Source organism: Ideonella sp. WA131b, assembly GCA_023657425.1.
Lineage (GTDB): Bacteria > Pseudomonadota > Gammaproteobacteria > Burkholderiales > Burkholderiaceae_C > Rubrivivax.
This window is the reverse complement of the sequence record JAGTJW010000001.1, coordinates 765939-783579: the sequence shown is the minus strand read 5'-3', so window position 1 is coordinate 783579 and position 17641 is coordinate 765939. Positions and strand designations below refer to the sequence as shown.

The window sequence follows — 17641 nt, the reverse complement described above, 5'->3', positions numbered from 1 at the left end:
GACGGAGAAAGCCATGAAGGGACTACTCGACCTTTTCAAGCAGTTCACCCCGGATGAGCATTTCGATGCCATCAAGATCGGCCTGGCGTCCCCGGAGAAGATCCGGAGCTGGTCGTTCGGCGAGGTGAAGAAGCCCGAGACCATCAACTACCGCACCTTCAAGCCTGAGCGGGACGGCCTGTTCTGCGCCAAGATCTTCGGTCCGATCAAGGACTACGAGTGCCTGTGCGGCAAGTACAAGCGCCTCAAGCACCGCGGCGTGATCTGCGAGAAGTGTGGCGTCGAGGTCACGCAGACCAAAGTGCGCCGCGACCGCATGGGTCACATCGACCTGGCCGCGCCGTGCGCGCACATCTGGTTCCTGAAGTCGCTGCCGTCGCGTCTGGGCCTGGTGCTCGACATGACGCTGCGCGACATTGAGCGCGTGCTGTACTTCGAGGCGTATGTCGTGGTCGACCCGGGCATGACGCCGCTGAAGAAGTTCAGCATCATGACCGAGGACGATTTCGAGGCCAAGCGCGTCGAGTTCGGTGACGAGTTCGTCGCGTTGATGGGTGCCGAGGGCATCAAGAAGCTGCTCGAGGAAATGGACATCGATGCGGAGATCGACAAGATCCGCAACGACATGACCGGCTCCGAGCTCAAGATCAAGAAGAACTCCAAGCGCCTGAAGGTGCTCGAGGCCTTCAAGAAGAGTGGCATCAAGCCCAACTGGATGGTGATGGACGTGCTGCCGGTGCTGCCGCCGGACCTGCGCCCGCTCGTGCCGCTGGACGGCGGCCGCTTCGCCACCAGCGACCTGAACGACCTCTACCGCCGCGTCATCAACCGCAACAACCGCCTGGCGCGGCTGCTGGAGCTGAAGGCGCCGGAAATCATCGTGCGCAACGAAAAGCGCATGCTGCAGGAAGCGGTGGACTCGCTGCTGGACAACGGCCGCCGCGGCAAGGCGATGACGGGCGCCAACAAGCGCGCGCTCAAGTCCCTGGCCGACATGATCAAGGGCAAGAGCGGCCGCTTCCGCCAGAACCTGCTGGGCAAGCGCGTCGACTACTCGGGCCGTTCGGTCATCGTCGTCGGCCCCACGCTCAAGCTGCACCAGTGCGGCCTGCCCAAGCTGATGGCCATCGAGCTGTTCAAGCCCTTCATCTTCAGCCGGCTGGAGGCGATGGGCATCGCCACCACCATCAAGGCCGCGAAGAAGGAAGTCGAGAGCGGCACGCCGGTGGTGTGGGACATCCTGGAAGAGGTGATCAAGGAGCACCCGATCCTGCTGAACCGCGCCCCGACGCTGCACCGCCTCGGCATCCAGGCCTTCGAGCCGGTGTTGATCGAGGGCAAGGCCATCCAGCTGCACCCGCTGGTGTGCTCGGCCTTCAACGCCGACTTCGACGGCGACCAGATGGCCGTGCACGTGCCGCTGTCCATTGAGGCGCAGATGGAAGCCCGCACGCTGATGCTGGCGTCCAACAACGTGCTGTTCCCGGCCTCGGGCGAGCCCTCGATCGTGCCGAGCCAGGACGTCGTGCTGGGCCTGTACTACGCCACGCGTGAGCGCATCAACGGCAAGGGCGAAGGCATGGTTTTCGCCGACCTGCTGGAGCTGCAGCGCGCGCTCGACAACGGCGTCGTCGAGATCACGGCCAAGATCAGTGTGCGCATGACCGAGTGGGTCAAGGACAAGGCCACGGGTGAGTTCACGCCCGAGACCAAGCTCGTCGACACCACCGTGGGCCGCGCGCTGCTGTCCGAGATCCTGCCCCAGGGCCTGCCGTTCGCCAACATCAACAAGGCGCTCAAGAAGAAGGAGATCAGCAAGCTGATCAACGTCAGCTTCCGCAAGTGCGGCCTGAAGGAGACGGTGGTCTTCGCCGACAAGCTGCTGCAGAACGGCTTCCGGCTGGCCACGCGCGCCGGCATCTCGATCGCCATCGACGATATGCTGGTGCCGAAGGAAAAGCCGGGTCTGATCGAGCGCGCCGAAAAGGAAGTGAAGGAGATCGAGCAGCAGTACGTCTCGGGTCTCGTCACGGCCGGCGAGCGCTACAACAAGGTCGTGGACATCTGGGGCAAGACCGGCGACGAGGTCGGCAAGGTCATGATGGCCCAGCTGTCCAAGCAGAAGGTGCAGGACCGCCACGGCAAGGAAGTCGACCAGGAGTCGTTCAACTCCATCTACATGATGGCCGACTCGGGTGCCCGCGGCAGCGCGGCGCAGATCCGCCAGCTCGCCGGCATGCGCGGCCTGATGGCCAAGCCCGACGGCTCGATCATCGAGACGCCCATCACGGCGAACTTCCGTGAAGGCCTGAACGTGCTGCAGTACTTCAACTCCACGCACGGCGCCCGCAAGGGCCTGGCGGACACGGCGCTGAAGACAGCGAACTCAGGGTACCTGACGCGCCGTCTGGTGGACGTGACCCAGGACCTGGTCGTCACGGAAGACGACTGCGGCACTCAGAACGGCATGAACCGCCGGGCGCTGGTCGAAGGCGGCGAGGTGATCGAATCGCTGCGCGACCGCATCCTCGGCCGCGTCACGGCCACCGAGGTGCTGCACCCCGAGTCACAGGAGGTCATGGTGCCGGCCGGCGAGATGCTGGACGAGGACACCATCGACGCGCTCGAGGCCGCCGGTGTGGACGAGGTCAAGGTGCGCACGGCACTCACCTGCGACACCCGCTTCGGCATCTGCGCCAAGTGCTACGGCCGGGATCTCGGCCGTGGCGGCCTGGTGAACGTGGGTGAGGCCATCGGCGTGATCGCCGCGCAGTCCATCGGCGAGCCCGGCACGCAGCTGACGATGCGCACCTTCCACATCGGCGGTGCCGCGCAGCGCGCGTCGGTGGCCAACGCGGTGGAGGCCAAGAGCGATGGCGTCGTCGGCTTCAACGCCACGATGCGCTACGTGACCAACGGCAAGGGCGACCTGGTCGTCATCTCGCGTTCGGGCGAGGTCGTCATCTTCGACAACCACCACCGCGAGCGTGAGCGTCACAAGCTGCCGTACGGCGCCACACTCACCGCGAAGGCCGACCAGCCCGTCAAGGCCGGCACCGTGTTGGCCAACTGGGACCCGCTGACCCGGCCGATCATCACCGAGTTCGCCGGCCGGGCGAAGTTCGAGAACGTCGAGGAAGGCGTGACGGTGGCCAAGCAGGTCGACGAGGTCACGGGCCTGTCGACGCTGGTGGTCATCGACCCGAAGCGCCGCGGCGCGGCCAAGGTCGTGCGCCCGCAGGTCAAGCTGATGGATGCCGCGGGCAGCGAGGTCAAGATCCCGGGCACCGACCATTCAGTGACCATCGGCTTCCCGGTCGGCGCGCTGATCCAGGTGCGTGACGGGCAAGACCTCACCCCCGGCGAGGTGCTGGCCCGCATTCCGATGGAAGGCCAGAAGACACGCGACATCACCGGCGGCCTGCCGCGGGTGGCCGAGCTGTTCGAGGCCCGATCGCCCAAGGACGTGGGCATCCTGGCCGAGATCACCGGCACGGTGAGCTTCGGCAAGGAGACCAAGGGCAAGAACCGCCTGCAGATCACCGATCCCGAGGGCCGCGTCCACGAGGTGCTGGTGCCCAAGGAGAAGAACATCCTGGTGCACGAGGGCCAGGTGGTGAACCGCGGCGAACTCATCGTCGACGGCGCGGCGGATCCTCAGGACATCCTGCGCCTGCTGGGCATCGAGGAACTGGCGCGCTACATCGTTGACGAGGTGCAGGACGTCTACCGCCTGCAGGGCGTGAAGATCAACGACAAGCACATCGAAGTGATCGTCCGCCAGATGCTGCGCCGGGTACAGATCGTGAACACCGGGGACACCGGCTACATCGCTGGTGAGCAGGTGGAGCGCTCGGAGCTGCTGGACACCAACGACCGCATGCGCGCCGAGGGCAAGCTGCCGGCCACGCACGCCGACGTGCTGCTGGGCATCACCAAGGCCTCGCTGTCGACCGACAGCTTCATCTCGGCGGCCTCGTTCCAGGAGACTACCCGCGTGCTCACCGAGGCGGCCATCATGGGCAAGCGCGACGAGCTGCGTGGCCTGAAGGAAAACGTCATCGTCGGCCGCCTGATCCCCGCGGGCACCGGCATGGCTTTCCACCAGGCCCGCAAGGTCAAGGAAGAGATGGACGAGTCGGAGCGCCGCGCCATCGCCATGCAGGAGGCCGAGGAACTGGCTGCCGTGCAACTGGCAGGTGTGGACGCGGCCACGGCTGCGGGCGAAGGCTCGGCCGACTGACGGGGCGTTCCCTCGCAGCACAAAGGGCGGCTTCGGCCGCCCTTTCTCATGGCTGGGGTTTCAGGATCTCGACGCCCAGCACCCGGGCGGGACGGGCCAGACTCAGCAGCGCCTTGTCGCGGGTGAGCAGCCAGCGCGCTCGGTGCGCGAGGGCCAGGTCGATGAACACCTGGTCGTCGGCATCGCGGCAGCGCAGCCAGGACGATCTGGCGGCCGGGTCGGGCTGCATCTCGGCATGGCGGTCGAAGATGGAAAGCGCTCGCTCACTCTCTGGCTGCCAGCGCGCGAATCGTGGGTGGCCCACCATGTGCGCGAACTCGGTGCGCATCGCCACGCAGGCGATCCAGCAGACCTCGCCCCGCTCGATCGCAGTCACCCAGCGTGTCACCGACGGATCGGCGAACAACAGCCAGTCCAGCAGCACCTGGGTGTCGATCACGGCCAGCGGCTTGTCGGGCATGGGCGGACGCACTATACTCGCGGGCTTTTCGCGCTTTGGCCGCGGGTCAGGGTGCACTTTCGTTCGCCGCTCCAATCGCAGAGCGTCGACGCCACCGAGTTACCGTCTCGAAAAGAGAAAGAGCGTTCATGCCGACCATCAATCAACTCGTGCGCCACGGCCGCCAGGTCGAGACCACGAAGTCCAAGTCGCCGGCCATGCAGAACAGCCCGCAGCGACGCGGTGTCTGCACCCGGGTCTACACCACGACCCCGAAGAAGCCCAACTCGGCGTTGCGCAAGGTGGCCAAGGTGCGCCTGACCAACGGTTTTGAGGTCATCTCGTACATCGGCGGCGAAGGCCACAACCTGCAGGAGCACAGTGTGGTGCTGGTGCGCGGCGGCCGCGTGAAGGACCTGCCCGGCGTGCGCTACCACATCGTTCGTGGCAGCCTTGACCTGCAAGGTGTCAAGGACCGCAAACAGTCGCGTTCGAAGTACGGCGCGAAGCGTCCGAAGAAGGCCTGACCGGCCTTCGTGTCCGAAGAAGGCCTGACCGGCCTTCGCCCCCGCGGCAGGCGAACGGCCTGCCGAGTAAGTGGAGCGGCCTGATGCTGCTCCGTGGCCGCCACGCCGTGGCAGCCGACTGAACCCCGAAAAGGAAGAGTGCCATGCCACGCCGTCGCGAAGTCCCCAAGCGCGAGATCCTCCCCGACCCGAAGTTCGGGTCCGTCGACCTCTCGAAGTTCATGAACGTCATCATGGAGTCGGGCAAAAAGGCCGTCGCCGAGCGCATCATCTACGGCGCCCTCGATCAGGTCGAGCAGAAGGCCGGCAAGGACCCGCTCGAGGTCTTCATGGTCGCGCTGAACAACATCAAGCCGATGGTCGAGGTCAAGAGCCGCCGTGTCGGTGGCGCCAACTACCAGGTGCCCGTGGAAGTGCGCCCGGTTCGCCGTCAGGCACTGGCGATGCGCTGGCTGAAAGAAAGCGCGCGCAAGCGCGGTGAGAAGTCCATGGCCGCCCGCCTGGCCAACGAACTGCTCGAGGCCAGCGAAGGCCGTGGCGGCGCGTGCAAGAAGCGCGACGAAGTGCACCGCATGGCCGAAGCGAACAAGGCGTTCTCGCACTTCCGCTTCTAAACCCGCCGCATCCTGCGTTCCGGCCGCCCATCGGGTTAGTACTAGCCCGTCGGCGGCCCCTGCATTTGGAGAAAGTTCATGGCCCGCAAGACCCCCATCGAGCGCTACCGCAACATCGGCATCAGCGCGCACATCGATGCCGGCAAGACCACCACCACCGAGCGCATCCTGTACTACACCGGTGTGAACCACAAGATCGGTGAGGTGCACGACGGTGCGGCCACCATGGATTGGATGGAGCAGGAGCAGGAGCGCGGCATCACGATCACGTCGGCCGCCACCACCTGCTTTTGGAAGGGCATGGACATGTCCTTCCCTGAGCACCGCTTCAACATCATCGACACGCCCGGGCACGTCGACTTCACCATCGAGGTCGAGCGTTCGATGCGCGTGCTCGACGGCGCCTGCATGGTGTATTGCGCCGTGGGCGGCGTGCAGCCGCAGTCCGAGACCGTCTGGCGCCAGGCCAACAAGTACAAGGTGCCGCGCCTGGCCTTCGTGAACAAGATGGACCGCACCGGCGCCAACTTCTTCAAGGTCCACGACCAGATGAAGGCGCGGCTGAAGGCCAACCCGGTGCCCATCGTCATCCCCATCGGTTCGGAAGAGAACTTCACCGGTGTGATCGACCTCATCAAGATGAAGGCGATCTACTGGGACGAGGCCTCGCAGGGCATGAAGTTCGAGTTCAAGGAGATCCCGCCCGAGCTGCAGGCCGATGCCCAGAAGTGGCGCGAGAACATGCTCGAAGCGGCTGCCGAGTCGAGCGAAGACCTGATGAACAAGTACCTGGAGTCGGGCGACCTGTCCGAGCAGGAGATCAAGTCCGGCATCCGCTCGCGCACGCTGGCGGCCGAGATCCAGCCCATGTTCTGCGGCACCGCATTCAAGAACAAGGGCGTGCAGCGCATGCTCGACGGCGTGATCGACTTCCTGCCGTCGCCTGTGGACGTGCCGCCCGTGCCGGGCACCGACGAAGACGACAAGCTGATCACGCGCAACGCCGACGACAACGAGAAGTTCGCCGCACTGGCCTTCAAGCTGATGACCGACCCCTACGTCGGTCAGCTGACGTTCGTGCGCGTCTACTCGGGCGTGCTCAAGAGCGGCGACTCGGTCTTCAACCCGATCCGCGGCAAGAAGGAGCGCATCGGCCGGATCCTGCAAATGCACGCCAACCAGCGCGAAGAGATCAAGGAGATCCTGGCCGGTGACATCGCAGCCTGCGTGGGCTTGAAGGACGTCACCACGGGCGAAACCCTGTGCGACCCGGAATCGGTGATCACGCTCGAGAAGATGATCTTCCCGGAGCCGGTGATCAGCCAGGCCGTCGAACCCAAGACCAAAGCCGACCAGGAGAAGATGGGCATCGCGCTGGGCCGTCTGGCTGCCGAAGACCCCTCGTTCCGCCTGCGCACCGACGAAGAGTCGGGCCAGACCATCATTTCCGGCATGGGCGAACTGCACCTGGAGATCATCGTCGACCGCATGAAGCGCGAGTTCGGCGTGGAAGCCAACGTCGGCAAGCCGCAGGTGGCCTACCGCGAGACCATCCGCAAGTCGGTGGCCGATGTCGAAGGCAAGTTCGTGCGCCAGTCGGGCGGCAAGGGCCAGTACGGCCACGTCGTGCTGAAGGTCGAGCCGCAGGAGCCGGGCAAGGGCTTCGAGTTCGTCGACGCCATCAAGGGCGGCGTCGTGCCGCGTGAGTTCATTCCCGCGGTCAAGAAGGGCATCGAAGACACCCTGCCGAACGGCGTGCTGGCCGGCTACCCGGTGGTGGACGTGAAGGTGACGCTCACCTTCGGTTCGTACCACGAGGTGGACTCGAACGAAAACGCATTCAAGATGGCCGCGTCGATCGGCTTCAAGGACGGCTGCCGCAAGGCCCAGCCGGTGATCCTGGAGCCGATGATGGCCGTCGAGGTGGAGACGCCGGAAGACTACGCCGGCTCGGTGATGGGCGACCTGTCGTCTCGCCGTGGCATGGTGCAGGGCATGGACGACATGCCCGGCGGTGGCAAGGTCATCAAGGCCGAGGTGCCGCTGTCCGAGATGTTCGGCTACAGCACCACGCTGCGCTCCATGAGCCAGGGCCGGGCGACCTACACGATGGAGTTCAAGCACTACGCCGAAGCGCCCAAGAACGTCGCCGACGCCATCATCACGGCGCGCGGCAAGAACTGATCAACGGTCTTCGGCCACGGGGTCGGGCTGCCAGTGGCCCGGCGATGCGCGAAGACCTTAAACACGCACTGGCAACGTTCTTTCTGCAAGGAAACCAGCAATGGCCAAGGGTAAGTTCGAGCGCACCAAGCCCCACGTGAACGTGGGCACGATCGGTCACGTGGACCACGGCAAGACGACGCTGACGGCGGCGATCACGACGGTTTTGGCGAGCAAGTTTGGCGGCGAGGCCAAGGCCTACGACCAGATTGATGCGGCGCCGGAGGAGAAGGCGCGGGGGATCACGATCAACACGGCGCACGTGGAGTACGAGACGGCCAACCGTCACTACGCGCACGTGGATTGCCCGGGGCACGCCGACTACGTGAAGAACATGATCACGGGCGCGGCGCAGATGGACGGTGCGATCCTGGTGTGCTCGGCCGCTGACGGCCCGATGCCGCAGACGCGGGAGCACATCCTGCTGGCGCGCCAGGTGGGCGTGAAGTACATCATCGTGTTCCTGAACAAGTGCGACATGGTCGACGACGCGGAGCTGCTGGAGCTCGTCGAGATGGAAGTGCGCGAGCTGCTGTCCAAGTACGATTTTCCGGGTGACGACACGCCGATCGTCAAGGGCAGCGCCAAGCTGGCGATGGAAGGCGACAAGGGCGAGCTCGGCGAAGGCGCCATCATGCGGCTGGCCGACGCGCTGGACAGCTACATCCCGACGCCGGACCGTGCGATTGACGGCGCGTTCCTGATGCCGGTGGAGGACGTGTTCTCGATCTCGGGTCGTGGCACGGTGGTCACGGGTCGGGTGGAGCGCGGCGTGATCAAGGTTGGCGAGGAAATCGAGATCGTGGGCATCAAGCCGACGCTGAAGACGACGTGCACGGGCGTGGAGATGTTCCGCAAGCTGCTGGACCAGGGGCAGGCTGGGGACAACGTGGGCATCCTGCTGCGCGGCACCAAGCGTGAAGAGGTGGAGCGGGGTCAGGTGCTGTGCAAGCCGGGCAGCATCAAGCCGCACACGCATTTCACGGCCGAGATCTACGTGCTCTCCAAAGAAGAGGGCGGCCGGCACACGCCGTTCTTCAACAACTACCGTCCGCAGTTCTACTTCCGCACGACGGACGTGACGGGGGCGGTGGAGCTGCCGAAGGACAAGGAGATGGTGATGCCGGGCGACAACGTGGCCATCACGGTCAAGCTGATCGCGCCGATCGCCATGGAAGAGGGCCTGCGCTTTGCCATCCGCGAGGGTGGCCGCACGGTGGGCTCGGGCGTCGTGGCCAAGATCATCGAATAAGGGGCGGACATGTCCAAGCAGAAGATCCGCATCCGCCTCAAGGCCTTCGACTACAAGCTCATCGACCAGAGCGCGCTCGAAATCGTCGACACCGCCAAGCGCACCGGTGCCATCGTCAAGGGCCCCGTGCCCCTGCCGACGCGCATGCAGCGCTTCGACATCCTGCGCTCGCCGCATGTCAACAAGACGAGCCGCGACCAGTTCGAGATCCGCACGCACCAGCGCCTGATGGACATCGTGGACCCGACCGACAAGACGGTCGACGCCCTGATGAAGCTCGATCTGCCCGCGGGCGTCGACGTCGAAATCAAGCTGCAATGACGCAGCCGCCCGCGAGGGCGGCGTTGCGGATCCCTCCGCAATTGCTATACTCGCAGGCTTTTCTGCCGTCGGCTCCGGCCTTCGGACAGATTATCCGCCCCGACCAATCGATGTCGGGATCGTGAACAAGGCGCCCGCCGCAAGGGCTGGCGCTGGGGAAGACGCATGAGCATGAGCGAACAGCTCGGCTTGCTGGGCCGCAAGGTGGGCATGATGCGCATCTTCACGGACGATGGCGACGCCATCCCCGTGACGGTGCTCGACGTGTCCAACAACCGCGTCACGCAGGTCAAGACCGCCGCCACCGACGGCTACAACGCGCTGCAGGTCACCTTCGGCAGCCGCAAGGCCAGCCGCGTGAGCAAACCCGAGGCCGGCCACTTGGCCAGGGCTGGCGTCGAGGCCGGCACGGTGCTGAAGGAATTCCGCGTCACCGCCGAAGTCGCCGGGCAGCACCAGCCTGGCGCCGTGGTCCCGGTCACCATCTTCGCCGCCGGCCAGAAGGTCGACGTGCAGGGCACCTCGCTGGGCAAGGGCTTCGCGGGCACCATCAAGCGCCACAACTTCAGCTCTCAGCGCGCGTCGCACGGCAACAGCCGCAGCCACAACGTGCCGGGGTCGATCTCGATGGCGCAGGATCCGGGCCGCGTGTTCCCGGGCAAGAAGATGACCGGCCACATGGGCGATGAGACGGTCAGCGTGCAGAACCTCGACATCGTGCGTGTCGACGAGGCGCGTTCGCTGCTGCTGGTGCGCGGTGCCGTCCCGGGCCACAAGAACGGCCATGTGGTCGTGCGCCCGGCCGTGAAGGTCCGCGCGAAGAAGGGGGCCTGACCATGCAACTCGAACTCCTGAACGACCAGGGCCAGGCCACCGCCAAGGTCGATGCGCCCGACACCGTGTTCGCACGCGACTACAACGAGGCGCTTGTCCACCAGGTGGTTGTTGCCTTCCAGGCCAACGCGCGCCAGGGCACCCGCGCCCAGCTCGACCGCGGCGAGGTGAAGCACTCCACCAAGAAGCCGTTCCGCCAGAAGGGCACGGGCCGCGCCCGCGCCGGCATGACGAGCTCGCCGCTGTGGCGTGGCGGCGGCCGCATCTTCCCGAACCGCCCTGACGAGAACTTCTCGCAGAAGGTCAACAAGAAGATGTACCGCGCCGGCATGGCGTCCATCCTCTCGCAGCTGGCCCGTGATGGTCGCCTGGCGGTGGTCGACGGCATCAGCCTCGAAGCCCCCAAGACCAAGCTGCTGGCCGCCAAGTTCAAGGCCATGGGCCTGGGCACGGACAACAAGAACTCGGTGCTGGTGATCGCCGACCAGATCGACGACAACGTCGCGCTGGCCAGCCGCAACCTCGCCAACGTGCTCGTCGTCGAGCCGCGCTACGCCGATCCGCTGAGCCTCGTCTTCTACAAGAAGGTGCTGGTCACCAAGGGCGCGATCGAGCAGCTCAAGGAGATGCTCGCATGAGCACGCAGAACCGCTTCAAGTGCGAATTCCCCCTCGGGGGGACGGCGCGCAGCGCCAAGGGGGCCCAATGAGCCGCATCAACCCGACGCCCGCCGAGCGCAAGTTCGACGAAGGCCGCCTGGCGCAGGTGCTGGTCGCTCCGATCATTTCGGAGAAGGCCACCCGCATCGGCGAGAAGCAGAACCAGGTGATGTTCAAGGTGCTGCGCGACGCCACCAAGCCCGAGATCAAGGCCGCCGTCGAGCTGATGTTCAAGGTCGAAGTCGCCTCGGTCAGCACCGCCGTGCAAAAGGGCAAGGTCAAGCGCTTCGGGCGTGCCATCGGCCGCCGCGACCACGTCAAGAAGGCGTATGTCGCGCTGAAGCCGGGCCAGGAGCTCAACTTCTCCGGGGAGGCCGCGTAATGGCCATCGTCAAAGTCAAGCCCACGTCGCCCGGCCGCCGTGCCGTGACGAAGGTGGTGCACAAGCACCTGCACAAGGGCGAGCCCGAGGCCACGCTGCTCGAGCCGCAGAAGCAGAAGTCCGGCCGCAACAACAACGGCCACATCACGATGCGGCACAAGGGTGGCGGCCACAAGCACCACTACCGCGTCGTCGACTTCGTGCGCAACAAGGACGGCATCCCGGCGAAGGTCGAGCGCATCGAATATGACCCGAACCGCACCGCCCACATCGCGCTGCTGTGCTACGCCGACGGCGAGCGCCGCTACGTCATCGCCCCGCGCGGCGTCGAAGCCGGTGCCACGCTGCTGAGCGGGGCCGAGGCGCCGATCAAGGCCGGCAACACGCTGCCCATCCGCAACATCCCTGTGGGCTCGACGATCCATTGCGTCGAGATGCTGCCCGGCAAGGGGGCGCAGATCGCCCGCTCGGCCGGCACCAGCGTCACGCTGATGGCGCGCGAAGGCGTGTACGCCCAGGTTCGGCTGCGCTCGGGTGAGGTGCGCAAGATCCACATCGACTGCCGCGCCACGATCGGCGAGGTCAGCAACGAGGAGCACAGCCTGCGCCAGTACGGCAAGGCCGGTGCCATCCGCTGGAAGGGCATCCGCCCGACCGTCCGCGGCGTCGCGATGAACCCGATCGACCACCCGCACGGCGGCGGCGAAGGCCGCACCGGCGAGGCGCAGCCCCAGGTGTCGCCGTGGAACACGCTGACGAAGGGTTACCGCACGCGGAACAACAAGCGCACGCAGACGATGATCGTCTCGCGTCGCAAGAAGTGAGGTCGTAAGCCATGACCCGTTCGCTCAAGAAGGGTCCCTTCGTGGACCACCACCTGCTGGCCAAGGTCGAGAAGGCCGCCGCCATCAAGGACAAGAAGCCGATCAAGACCTGGTCGCGCCGCAGCACCATCCTGCCCGAGTTCATCGGCCTGACGGTGGCTGTGCACAACGGCAAGCAGCACGTGCCGGTGTACGTGACCGACCAGATGGTCGGCCACAAGCTCGGCGAGTTCGCCCTCACCCGCTTGTTCAAGGGTCATCCCGCGGACAAGAAGGCCAAGAAGTAAGGAGCCGCACCATGGCAACCGAAACCAAGGCCATCGTTCGTGGCGTGCGCCTGTCGGCCGACAAGGGCCGGCTGGTGGCCGACATGATTCGCGGCAAGAAGGTCGACCAGGCGCTGAACATCCTGTCGTTCACGCAGAAGAAGGCCGCCGGCATCATCAAGAAGGCGGTCGATTCTGCCGTGGCCAACGCCGAGCACAACGACGGCGCCGACATCGACGAGCTGCGCATCAAGAGCATCTACGTCGAGCAGGGCGCCGTGCTGAAGCGATTTTCCGCAAGGGCCAAGGGCCGCGGCGCGCGCATCAGCAAGGGCACCTGCCACATCTACGTGACCGTGGGGAACTGATTCATGGGACAGAAGATCCACCCGACCGGTTTCCGCCTCGCCGTCACGCGCGCCTGGCAGAGCCGTTGGTTCGCCAGCAAGGGCAACTTCGCCACGATGCTGGCCGAAGACCTGAAGGTCCGCGACTACCTCAAGACCAAGCTCAAGAGCGCCGCAGTCTCGCGCATCCTGATTGAGCGTCCGGCCAAAAACGCCCGCATCACCATCTTCTCGGCGCGGCCGGGTGTCGTGATCGGCAAGAAGGGCGAGGACATCGAGAACCTCAAGGCCGAGCTGGCCAAGCGCCTGGGCGTGCCGGTGGCGGTCAACATCGAAGAGATCCGCAAGCCGGAGGTCGATGCCCAGCTGATCGCCGACAGCATCACGCAGCAGCTCGAGAAGCGCATCATGTTCCGCCGCGCCATGAAGCGCGCGATGCAGAACGCCATGCGTCTGGGTGCCCAGGGCATCAAGATCATGTCGTCGGGCCGCCTGAACGGCATCGAGATCGCCCGCTGCGAGTGGTACCGCGAAGGCCGCGTGCCGCTGCACACGCTGCGCGCCGACATCGACTACGGGTTCTCCGAAGCCAAGACGACCTACGGCGTCATCGGTGTGAAGGTCTGGGTCTACCGCGGTGACCGCCTGGCCAACGGCGAGGCCCCGCAGTTGCCCAAGACCGACGCCGACAACGAGCGCCGCGACCGCCGTGGCCCGCGCCCTGATGGCCGCCCGGGTGCCGGCCGTGGCCGCCCCGGTGCCCCCGCCGGTGGTGTCGATCGCGCCCCCCGTGCCGATGCCGCCCCGGCTGCCGCCACGCCTGCCGGCGACGCGCCGAAGACCCCTGCCGTGAAGCGCGTCCGCAAGGCCGCCCCGGCCGGCGGTCCCACCCAAGGAGACTGACGATGCTGCAACCCGCACGTCGCAAGTTCCGCAAGGAACACAAGGGCCGCAACACGGGCATTGCAACCCGTGGCGCAGCCGTTTCGTTCGGCGAGTTCGGCCTCAAGGCCACCGAGCGTGGCCGCATCACGGCGCGCCAGATCGAGGCCGCCCGCCGCGCCATCAGCCGCCACATCAAGCGCGGCGGCCGCATCTTCATCCGCATCTTCCCCGACAAGCCGATCTCGCAGAAGCCGGCCGAGGTGCGCATGGGCAACGGCAAGGGCAACCCCGAGTACTACGTGGCCGAGATCCAGCCGGGCAAGGTCCTGTACGAGATCAACGGCGTCCCCGAGCAGCTTGCCCGCGAGGCCTTCCAGCTCGCCAGCGCCAAGCTGCCCCTGCGCACCACCTTCGTGGCGCGCCAGGTCGGCACCTGAAGGAGCCCACCATGAAGGCATCTGAACTGCGCGCCAAGGACATCGCGGCGCTCGAGAAGGAAGTCGCCGAGCTGCTGAAGGCCCACTTCGGCCTGCGCATGCAGAAGGCGACGCAACAGCTCACCAACCACGCCCAGCTCGGCAATGTGAAGCGCGACGTGGCCCGGGTGAAGACCATCATCGCCGAGAAGAAGCGAGCTGCCGCCAAGGCCGCCGCGACGGAGGTCGCCAAGTGAGCGAGACCCTGATCCAAGCCAAGAACCGCCGCACCCTGATCGGCCGCGTCGTCAGCGACAAGCGCGCCAAGACGGTGACCGTGCTGGTCGAGCGCCGCACGGCGCACGAGCTGTACGGCAAGATCGTCGGCCACAGCAGCAAGTACCACGCCCACGACGAGAAGGGCGAGTACAAGCTCGGTGACGTGGTCGAGATCTCCGAAGGCCGACCGATCAGCAAGACCAAGTCGTGGACCGTGACGCGCCTGGTCGAGAAGGCCAGGCTCGTCTGACGAAACCCGGCCGCGAAGCCCTCGCGGCTGCCCCGACCAACCGGAACGCGGACACTCGCGCTTCCGGTTTTTTCATGCCCGCCCCGCGCGGACGCCACCGAGAAGGAGACCCCATGCTGAAAGTCGGAGACAAGCTGCCCGCGGGCAGCCTGCAGGAGTTCATCGAGGTCGAGGGCAACGGCTGCTCGCTCGGCCCCAACAGCTTCGACATTGCCCAGACCACGGCCGGCAAGACCATCGCTGTGTTCGCCCTGCCCGGCGCCTACACGCCCACCTGCTCGGCCAAGCACGTCCCGGGCTTCGTGGAGCACGCCGAGGCGTTCAAGGCGGCCGGTGTGGACGAGATCTGGTGTGTCTCGGTCAACGATGCCTTTGTCATGGGCGCCTGGGGCCGCGACCAGAAGACCGCCGGCAAGGTGCGCATGATGGCCGACGGCTCCGCCACCTTCGCCGCGGCCACGGGGCTGACGCTGGACCTCACGGCGCGCGGCATGGGCGTGCGCATCCAGCGCTGCTCGATGCTGGTGGCCGATGGCGTCGTGAAGGCGCTCAACGTCGAGGGTCCGGGCAAGTTCGAGGTGAGTGACGCCGCCACGCTGCTGGCGCAGGCCCGCGCCCTGAAGAGCTGACCCCACCTGCTGGCAGCAGGCTGCTTGACGCAGCCTTCGCTTTTGTGTGATACTGCAAGGCTTCGCCGGCGGCGGCGTGCTCATCAGAAGCGCGGCGGCACCGGCCTCAAACCCCAACACGGGCCCGAGACTGGGCATGCGGGCGGCGGTGTCCTGACACCATGTGCCGCGGCGTGCCGAAGTCGGGATACGACATGATCCAAATGCAATCGCGGCTTGACGTGGCCGACAACACGGGCGCGAAGTCCGTCATGTGCATCAAGGTACTCGGCGGCTCGAAGCGGCGCTACGCCGGCATCGGCGACGTCATCAAGGTCAGCATCAAGGAAGCCGCGCCGCGGGGCCGTGTCAAGAAGGGCGAGGTCTACAGTGCCGTCGTCGTGCGCACCGCCAAGGGCGTGCGCCGCCAGGACGGCTCGCTGATCAAGTTCGACGGCAACGCCGCCGTGCTGCTCAACGCCAAGCTCGAACCCATCGGCACGCGCATCTTCGGCCCGGTCACGCGCGAGCTGCGCTCCGAGCGCTTCATGAAGATCGTGTCGCTGGCCCCCGAAGTTCTGTGAAGGTGCTCTGACATGAACAAGCTCAAGAAGGGCGACCAGGTCATCGTGATCACCGGTCGCGACAAGGGCAAGCGCGGCACGGTGTCGCGCCGCGTCGACGACGACCACATCGTGGTCGATGGCGTCAACGTCGTGAAGAAGCACACCAAGCCCAATCCGCTGAAGGGCACGACCGGCGGCGTGATCGACAAGACCATGCCGATCCACCAGAGCAATGTCGCCATCTACAACGCTGCCGCCGGCAAGGCCGATCGCGTCGGCATCAAGAGCCGCCCTGGCAAGGATGGCAAGCCCGAGAGCTACCGCGTCTACAAGTCCAGCGGCGAAGAGATCAAGGCGTAATCATGGCGAAGACCCAAGCTGTCCCTGCCGGGAAGGCCGACGCGGTGAAGAGCGCGCGCCTGCAGGCGATCTACCGCGAGAAGATCGTCCCCGAGTTGATGAAGAAGTTCGGCTACACCTCGGTGATGCAAGTGCCGCGCCTGGAGAAGATCACCCTCAACATGGGCGTGTCCGAGGCGGTGAGCGACAAGAAGGTGATGGACAACGCCGTCGGCGACCTCACCAAGATCGCCGGCCAGAAGCCCGTGGTCACCAAGAGCAAGAAGGCCATCGCCGGCTTCAAGATCCGCGACGGCGTGCCCATCGGCTGCATGGTCACGCTGCGCGGCATCCGCATGTACGAGTTCCTGGACCGCTTCGTCACGGTGGCGCTGCCCCGCGTGCGCGACTTCCGCGGCATCAGCGGCCGCAGCTTCGACGGCCGCGGCAACTACAACATCGGGGTCAAGGAACAGATCATCTTCCCGGAAATCGAGTACGAGAAGATCGACGCGATTCGCGGCATGAACATCAGCATCACGACCAGCGCCAAGAACGACGACGAGTGCAAGGCGCTGCTCGCAGCGTTCAAGTTCCCGTTCAAGAACTGAAGGCGACCGAGGAAGAACCATGGCCAAACTGTCCGTCAAGCAGCGCGAGCAAAAGCGCGAGAAGCTGGTCGCCAAGTACGCGAAGAAGTACGCCGAGCTCAAGGGTGTCGCCAACGACGCCACCAAGAGCGACGAGGAGCGCTACGCCGCCCGCCTGGAGCTGCAGAAGCTGCCGCGCAACGCCAATCCGACGCGCCTGCGCAACCGCTGCGCGCTCACAGGCCGCGCGCGGGGCACCTTCCGCATGTTCGGCCTGGCGCGCAACAAGATCCGCGAACTCGCGTTCAAGGGCGACATCCCCGGCATGGTCAAGGCCAGCTGGTAAGCGCGGCGAAGAGCAGGAGCAATATTCATGAGCATGAGTGATCCCATCGCCGACATGCTGACCCGCATCCGCAACGCGCAAAGCGTGGCGAAGGCGGCCGTCACGATGCCGTCGTCGAAACTGAAGGTCGCGATCGCGCAGGTTCTCAAGGACGAGGGCTACATCGACGGCTTCGCCGTCAAGAGCGAGGCTGGCAAGTCCGAGCTCGAAGTCGCCCTGAAGTACTACGCCGGCCGCCCGGTGATCGAACGCATCGAGCGCGTCAGCCGTCCTGGTCTGCGCATCTACAAGGGCCGCGACGCCATCCCGCAGGTCATGAACGGCCTGGGTGTGGCCATCGTCACCACACCGCGTGGCGTGATGACCGATCGCAAGGCGCGCGCCACCGGTGTCGGCGGCGAAGTCCTCTGCTACGTCGCATAAGGGGAGCC

23 protein-coding genes are annotated in these 17641 nt (G+C 65.8%); 22 read left to right on the top strand and 1 reads right to left on the bottom strand.

Annotated features, from left to right (window positions below; translation table 11 throughout):
• Positions 1–13 precede the first annotated feature (13 nt).
• A complete protein-coding gene (gene rpoC / locus KA711_03635; protein ID MCM0608074.1) occupies positions 14–4243 on the top strand; it encodes a DNA-directed RNA polymerase subunit beta' in 4230 nt (1409 codons plus the stop codon).
• Between the two features lie 46 nt (positions 4244–4289).
• On the opposite strand, the gene KA711_03630 is transcribed toward rpoC, so the two are convergent.
• On the bottom strand, positions 4290–4703 hold the full coding sequence (locus tag KA711_03630) for a putative toxin-antitoxin system toxin component, PIN family (GenBank protein MCM0608073.1): 414 nt from the start codon (positions 4701–4703) through the stop codon (positions 4290–4292).
• A 128-nt stretch (positions 4704–4831) separates the two neighbouring features.
• Between KA711_03630 and rpsL the strand changes: the two genes are divergently transcribed.
• The 21 genes from rpsL (at position 4832) to rpsH (ending at position 17633) form a co-directional block, all read left to right on the top strand.
• On the top strand, positions 4832–5209 hold the full coding sequence (rpsL, locus tag KA711_03625; GenBank protein ID MCM0608072.1) for a 30S ribosomal protein S12: 378 nt from the start codon (positions 4832–4834) through the stop codon (positions 5207–5209).
• A gap of 143 nt (positions 5210–5352) precedes the next feature.
• A complete protein-coding gene (gene rpsG, locus KA711_03620; GenBank protein MCM0608071.1) occupies positions 5353–5823 on the top strand; it encodes a 30S ribosomal protein S7 in 471 nt (156 codons plus the stop codon).
• Positions 5824–5901: 78 nt separating this feature from the next.
• Positions 5902–8007: an elongation factor G gene (fusA, locus tag KA711_03615; protein ID MCM0608070.1), complete on the top strand. Its 2106-nt coding sequence runs from the start codon at positions 5902–5904 to the stop codon at positions 8005–8007.
• Between the two features lie 100 nt (positions 8008–8107).
• On the top strand, positions 8108–9298 hold the full coding sequence (gene tuf / locus KA711_03610) for an elongation factor Tu (GenBank protein ID MCM0608069.1): 1191 nt from the start codon (positions 8108–8110) through the stop codon (positions 9296–9298).
• Between the two features lie 9 nt (positions 9299–9307).
• A complete protein-coding gene (gene rpsJ / locus KA711_03605; GenBank protein MCM0608068.1) occupies positions 9308–9619 on the top strand; it encodes a 30S ribosomal protein S10 in 312 nt (103 codons plus the stop codon).
• Positions 9620–9784: 165 nt separating this feature from the next.
• Positions 9785–10453, top strand: coding sequence for a 50S ribosomal protein L3 (rplC, locus tag KA711_03600; GenBank protein MCM0608067.1), 669 nt, complete (start codon positions 9785–9787; stop codon positions 10451–10453).
• 2 nt (positions 10454–10455) lie between these two features.
• Positions 10456–11091, top strand: a complete 636-nt coding sequence (gene rplD / locus KA711_03595) for a 50S ribosomal protein L4 (protein MCM0608066.1) — start codon at positions 10456–10458, stop codon at positions 11089–11091.
• Positions 11092–11158: 67 nt separating this feature from the next.
• A complete protein-coding gene (gene rplW, locus KA711_03590; GenBank protein ID MCM0608065.1) occupies positions 11159–11494 on the top strand; it encodes a 50S ribosomal protein L23 in 336 nt (111 codons plus the stop codon).
• Positions 11494–12318, top strand: a complete 825-nt coding sequence (rplB, locus tag KA711_03585) for a 50S ribosomal protein L2 (GenBank protein MCM0608064.1) — start codon at positions 11494–11496, stop codon at positions 12316–12318. Before rplW ends, rplB begins: the two co-directional genes overlap by 1 nt.
• A gap of 11 nt (positions 12319–12329) precedes the next feature.
• Positions 12330–12605 (top strand): 30S ribosomal protein S19, encoded by a 276-nt coding sequence (gene rpsS, locus KA711_03580; GenBank protein MCM0608063.1) that lies wholly within the window; start codon positions 12330–12332, stop codon positions 12603–12605.
• 11 nt (positions 12606–12616) lie between these two features.
• Positions 12617–12952, top strand: coding sequence for a 50S ribosomal protein L22 (gene rplV, locus KA711_03575; GenBank protein MCM0608062.1), 336 nt, complete (start codon positions 12617–12619; stop codon positions 12950–12952).
• A gap of 3 nt (positions 12953–12955) precedes the next feature.
• Positions 12956–13834 (top strand): 30S ribosomal protein S3, encoded by an 879-nt coding sequence (gene rpsC / locus KA711_03570; GenBank protein MCM0608061.1) that lies wholly within the window; start codon positions 12956–12958, stop codon positions 13832–13834.
• A 2-nt stretch (positions 13835–13836) separates the two neighbouring features.
• Positions 13837–14253 carry a 50S ribosomal protein L16 gene (gene rplP, locus KA711_03565; protein MCM0608060.1) on the top strand — a complete coding sequence of 139 codons (417 nt, stop codon included), beginning with the start codon at positions 13837–13839 and terminating at the stop codon, positions 14251–14253.
• An 11-nt stretch (positions 14254–14264) separates the two neighbouring features.
• A complete protein-coding gene (gene rpmC / locus KA711_03560; GenBank protein MCM0608059.1) occupies positions 14265–14489 on the top strand; it encodes a 50S ribosomal protein L29 in 225 nt (74 codons plus the stop codon).
• A gap of 8 nt (positions 14490–14497) precedes the next feature.
• The gene (gene rpsQ, locus KA711_03555; protein ID MCM0608058.1) at positions 14498–14761 is read left to right on the top strand and encodes a 30S ribosomal protein S17; all 264 of its coding nucleotides are present in this window, start codon (positions 14498–14500) and stop codon (positions 14759–14761) included.
• Positions 14762–14874: 113 nt separating this feature from the next.
• Entirely contained in the window at positions 14875–15390 is a 516-nt protein-coding gene (locus KA711_03550) for a peroxiredoxin (protein ID MCM0608057.1), read from the top strand.
• A gap of 194 nt (positions 15391–15584) precedes the next feature.
• The gene (gene rplN, locus KA711_03545; protein MCM0608056.1) at positions 15585–15953 is read left to right on the top strand and encodes a 50S ribosomal protein L14; all 369 of its coding nucleotides are present in this window, start codon (positions 15585–15587) and stop codon (positions 15951–15953) included.
• A 12-nt stretch (positions 15954–15965) separates the two neighbouring features.
• On the top strand, positions 15966–16295 hold the full coding sequence (rplX, locus tag KA711_03540; protein ID MCM0608055.1) for a 50S ribosomal protein L24: 330 nt from the start codon (positions 15966–15968) through the stop codon (positions 16293–16295).
• A gap of 2 nt (positions 16296–16297) precedes the next feature.
• Entirely contained in the window at positions 16298–16885 is a 588-nt protein-coding gene (rplE, locus tag KA711_03535) for a 50S ribosomal protein L5 (GenBank protein ID MCM0608054.1), read from the top strand.
• A 19-nt stretch (positions 16886–16904) separates the two neighbouring features.
• Entirely contained in the window at positions 16905–17210 is a 306-nt protein-coding gene (gene rpsN, locus KA711_03530) for a 30S ribosomal protein S14 (GenBank protein ID MCM0608053.1), read from the top strand.
• A 27-nt stretch (positions 17211–17237) separates the two neighbouring features.
• The gene (rpsH, locus tag KA711_03525; GenBank protein ID MCM0608052.1) at positions 17238–17633 is read left to right on the top strand and encodes a 30S ribosomal protein S8; all 396 of its coding nucleotides are present in this window, start codon (positions 17238–17240) and stop codon (positions 17631–17633) included.
• The last annotated feature ends 8 nt before the right edge of the window (positions 17634–17641 follow it).

What these genes read in the sequence shown, in the direction of transcription:
- rpsN (MCM0608053.1), top strand. Translation starts at nt 16,905, where the DNA reads ATGGCCAAACTGTCCGTCAAGCAGCGCGAGCAAAAGCGCGAGAAGCTG.
- fusA (MCM0608070.1), top strand. Translation starts at nt 5,902, where the DNA reads ATGGCCCGCAAGACCCCCATCGAGCGCTACCGCAACATCGGCATCAGC.
- rplW (MCM0608065.1), top strand. Translation starts at nt 11,159, where the DNA reads ATGAGCCGCATCAACCCGACGCCCGCCGAGCGCAAGTTCGACGAAGGC.
- rpmC (MCM0608059.1), top strand. Translation starts at nt 14,265, where the DNA reads ATGAAGGCATCTGAACTGCGCGCCAAGGACATCGCGGCGCTCGAGAAG.
- rpoC (MCM0608074.1), top strand. Translation starts at nt 14, where the DNA reads ATGAAGGGACTACTCGACCTTTTCAAGCAGTTCACCCCGGATGAGCAT.
- rplC (MCM0608067.1), top strand. Translation starts at nt 9,785, where the DNA reads ATGAGCATGAGCGAACAGCTCGGCTTGCTGGGCCGCAAGGTGGGCATG.
- rpsL (MCM0608072.1), top strand. Translation starts at nt 4,832, where the DNA reads ATGCCGACCATCAATCAACTCGTGCGCCACGGCCGCCAGGTCGAGACC.
- rpsJ (MCM0608068.1), top strand. Translation starts at nt 9,308, where the DNA reads ATGTCCAAGCAGAAGATCCGCATCCGCCTCAAGGCCTTCGACTACAAG.
- rplD (MCM0608066.1), top strand. Translation starts at nt 10,456, where the DNA reads ATGCAACTCGAACTCCTGAACGACCAGGGCCAGGCCACCGCCAAGGTC.
- rplB (MCM0608064.1), top strand. Translation starts at nt 11,494, where the DNA reads ATGGCCATCGTCAAAGTCAAGCCCACGTCGCCCGGCCGCCGTGCCGTG.
- KA711_03630 (MCM0608073.1), bottom strand. Translation starts at nt 4,703, where the DNA reads ATGCCCGACAAGCCGCTGGCCGTGATCGACACCCAGGTGCTGCTGGAC.
- rplE (MCM0608054.1), top strand. Translation starts at nt 16,298, where the DNA reads ATGGCGAAGACCCAAGCTGTCCCTGCCGGGAAGGCCGACGCGGTGAAG.
- rplN (MCM0608056.1), top strand. Translation starts at nt 15,585, where the DNA reads ATGATCCAAATGCAATCGCGGCTTGACGTGGCCGACAACACGGGCGCG.
- tuf (MCM0608069.1), top strand. Translation starts at nt 8,108, where the DNA reads ATGGCCAAGGGTAAGTTCGAGCGCACCAAGCCCCACGTGAACGTGGGC.
- rpsS (MCM0608063.1), top strand. Translation starts at nt 12,330, where the DNA reads ATGACCCGTTCGCTCAAGAAGGGTCCCTTCGTGGACCACCACCTGCTG.
- rplX (MCM0608055.1), top strand. Translation starts at nt 15,966, where the DNA reads ATGAACAAGCTCAAGAAGGGCGACCAGGTCATCGTGATCACCGGTCGC.
- rplP (MCM0608060.1), top strand. Translation starts at nt 13,837, where the DNA reads ATGCTGCAACCCGCACGTCGCAAGTTCCGCAAGGAACACAAGGGCCGC.
- rpsG (MCM0608071.1), top strand. Translation starts at nt 5,353, where the DNA reads ATGCCACGCCGTCGCGAAGTCCCCAAGCGCGAGATCCTCCCCGACCCG.
- rpsC (MCM0608061.1), top strand. Translation starts at nt 12,956, where the DNA reads ATGGGACAGAAGATCCACCCGACCGGTTTCCGCCTCGCCGTCACGCGC.
- rplV (MCM0608062.1), top strand. Translation starts at nt 12,617, where the DNA reads ATGGCAACCGAAACCAAGGCCATCGTTCGTGGCGTGCGCCTGTCGGCC.
- rpsH (MCM0608052.1), top strand. Translation starts at nt 17,238, where the DNA reads ATGAGCATGAGTGATCCCATCGCCGACATGCTGACCCGCATCCGCAAC.
- KA711_03550 (MCM0608057.1), top strand. Translation starts at nt 14,875, where the DNA reads ATGCTGAAAGTCGGAGACAAGCTGCCCGCGGGCAGCCTGCAGGAGTTC.